2 protein-coding genes are annotated in these 2,778 nt (G+C 61.2%); both read right to left on the bottom strand.

What is annotated here, in order from left to right; translation table 11 throughout:
* Positions 1 to 69: 69 nt before the first annotated feature.
* Complete coding sequence (locus tag IJL83_00955; GenBank protein MBQ6552178.1) at positions 70 to 1,137, bottom strand: GGDEF domain-containing protein; 1,068 nt, start codon at positions 1,135 to 1,137, stop codon at positions 70 to 72.
* A gap of 55 nt (positions 1,138 to 1,192) precedes the next feature.
* Complete coding sequence (locus IJL83_00950; protein MBQ6552177.1) at positions 1,193 to 2,395, bottom strand: PLP-dependent aminotransferase family protein; 1,203 nt, start codon at positions 2,393 to 2,395, stop codon at positions 1,193 to 1,195.
* Positions 2,396 to 2,778: the final 383 nt, after the last annotated feature.

Here is a 2,778-nt window from a genome sequence, read left to right as displayed (position 1 = left end):
TTCTCGTATTCTCTTCCATATTATATATACCTCTCTTCCCGCCTGTCCGCCGGAGCGGACGGCGCGGAGTCAGTCTCTTTCGGCCGCTTTGTAGTAGCAGGCCTTTTCGATATACATCATCTCGTCCGACTCGCGCAGCATGTCGTCTATCGAATTTTTGCCGCCGGCGGAGCAGCTGTAGCCGAGGGATACGCCGTATTCCGTATCGGCGACGTTTTTGCGGATGCGGTCGGCGAGCGCGGCGACCTCGTCGCGCGGGACGCGGCGGCAGATTATCACGAACTCGTCGCCGCCGACTCTGTATGCCGACTCTCCGCGGCGGAGGGCGCGCATGAAGCAGAGCCCGAGCGCGGCCAGAGCTTCGTCGCCCGCGGCGTGTCCCTGCGTGTCGTTGAGGGTCTTAAGCCCGTTCATATCTATCAAAATGAGCGCGGTGATGCTCTCCGGATCGCTCTCGATATCCGCGTAGTACGCCTGGCGGTTGAGAAGCCCCGTCAGCGGATCCTTCTTCGTGACCTGAATGATGAGGAAAACGTAATACACGAAGAGCGCGATGGCGATGGTGGTGCAGAAAATATGCGAGAACGAAGGCCCGAGCAGGAACGGCAGGACGACTCCGGAGGTGAGCGCGATCGCGAGGAAAACTATCGGTATGACCTCCGCGGCGCGCTTGTTGCTGTTTCTGTAAAGCACGTATACCACGATTATCGAATACGCCCCCGCCATTATGAACGGCAGTATGCCGAGCGGCCCGCGGTGAAAAACTCCGTCGCCGTCGACGCTGAATACGATCCCCGTGAATATCGACACGATATCTATCACGGTCAGGGCAGCCGCGGGAATGAAGACCGCCGGATCCGACTTCTTGACGAGCGAATAGATGACCTGCGCGATGATTATCGGGGTCGCGCTGTAGCGGAGCGCCATCAGCAGCGTGCGCGCCAAAGCGTATCCGCCGAGATCGGTGAGATAAAACTCGACAAAGACCGCTATCGACAGGACGAATATCTCGACGATCATGGCGTAAAAGTGCCTGAGCGTCCTTTTTTCCAGAAATACCGTTACCTTGAGCGCGATCGCGAACGCGACGATGATCAGAAGCAGCGCCCAGTTCTGCAGCAGGTATTCTTTTATCATAAAATAACCCCCTTATTCGCCCCCGCGGCGCGGAGGCGCGAAAACGGACGCCCGTTTATCCGGCGAGCGAAGCGGCGTATTCGTTCAGCACGCCGCCGAGTATCGCCATGCCGCGCTCTATCTGTTCGTCGCTCGGCGTGGAGTAGTTGAGCCGAATAAACGGCACGTTCTCGCCCTCTTTGACGGAGAAGGCCAGCCCCGGAACGACGGAAACGCCGCGCTCCTTCGCGAGCGCCGTGACCGCCAGCGCGTCGCTGCCCTGCGGGAGCGCGCACCAGGTGAAAAGGCCGCCCTGCGGCTCGGTCATGGTCACGCCCTCGGGGAAGTATTTTTTCGCGCCCTCCGCCATCAGCGCGTATTTGCGCCCGTAGATGCGGCGGATCTTCGCGATGTGCGCTTCGATGTGGCCGGCGTTGACGAAGCTGTCGACTATCATCTGCGCGAGCATATTCGTATGCACGTCGGAGCACTGCTTGGCGACGGTCAGCTTCGCGATAAGCTCAGGCGCGGCGGCGACGAAGCCGACGCGCAGGCCCGCGGAAAGCACCTTCGAGAAGGAGCCGCAGTAGACGACGCGGCCGTCGGCGTCCATGCTCTTTATCGTCGGCACGTCCGCGCCGGCGAAGCGGGTCTCGCGGTACGGGTCGTCCTCGAGGATCATCGCGTTGTATTTGCGCGCGATTTCGTAGAGCTCGGCGCGGCGCGCCGCGGTGGCGGTTATGCCGGTCGGGTTCTGGAAGGTCGGGATGAGATAGACGAGCTTCGCCTTCGCGTCGGAGGCGAGCGCGCGTTCGAGCGCGGCGGGGTCGGCGCCGTCCGCGTCAAGCGGCACGCCGGTCAGCTTCAGCCCGCAGGAGCGGAAGGCGTTCAGCGCGCCGATGAAGCTCGGGTCCTCCGCGACGACGGTGTCGCCCTCGTTGCACATTACCTTCGCGGTCAGCTCTATTCCCTGCTGCGCGCCGCTGACGACGATCAGCTCGTTTTTCGTCATATCTATTCCGCAGCGCTCCTCGCACCACTTTTTCAGCGTTTCGCGAAGCGGCGCCCAGCCCTCGCTGATGCCGTACTGAAGCGCTTCGACGGGGCGGGATTCCAGTATCTGCTCCGCGGCGCGGCGGACGAAGTCCGACGGGAAGGACTCCGCGGCGGGGTTGCCCGCCGAGAAGGGCACGTTGTTTCTGCCAGCGTCGGATTTCAGTATCTCCCTGACCGCCGACGGCTTGAGGGAGGCGAATTTGTCGGAAAAGTTGTACTGCATATAGGTCACCTGCAATCGCGTACGCGTTAAAACGCATACCTGTCTATTATAAGGGATAGTATAGCACAAACCCGAAAATAATTCAAGTGTGAATTGTTTGCGGGGTTAAATCGACGCCTCCGCGGTACGCGCCGCCTCCCCTGTGCAAGGGGAGGTGGCATCCGAGGCGAAGCCGAGGATGACGGAAGGGTTGTGCAATCACAGCACAGCTTTTCGGCGACCAACAACCCCTCAGTCTCGCCCTGCTTCGCAGGTCTCGACAGCTGTCTCGCCTGCGGGCTCGGTCAGGTCGCGGCTCTGACAGTCCACCGGACTGTCATTCACTACCGCGACCTCCGCTTCGCTACCTTGCACAGGGGAGCCCCGGACGAGCGATGCTCGTC

Source organism: Clostridia bacterium, assembly GCA_017438525.1.
GTDB lineage: Bacteria > Bacillota > Clostridia > Oscillospirales > RGIG8002 > RGIG8002.
This window is presented reverse-complemented; position numbering and strand designations above follow the sequence as displayed.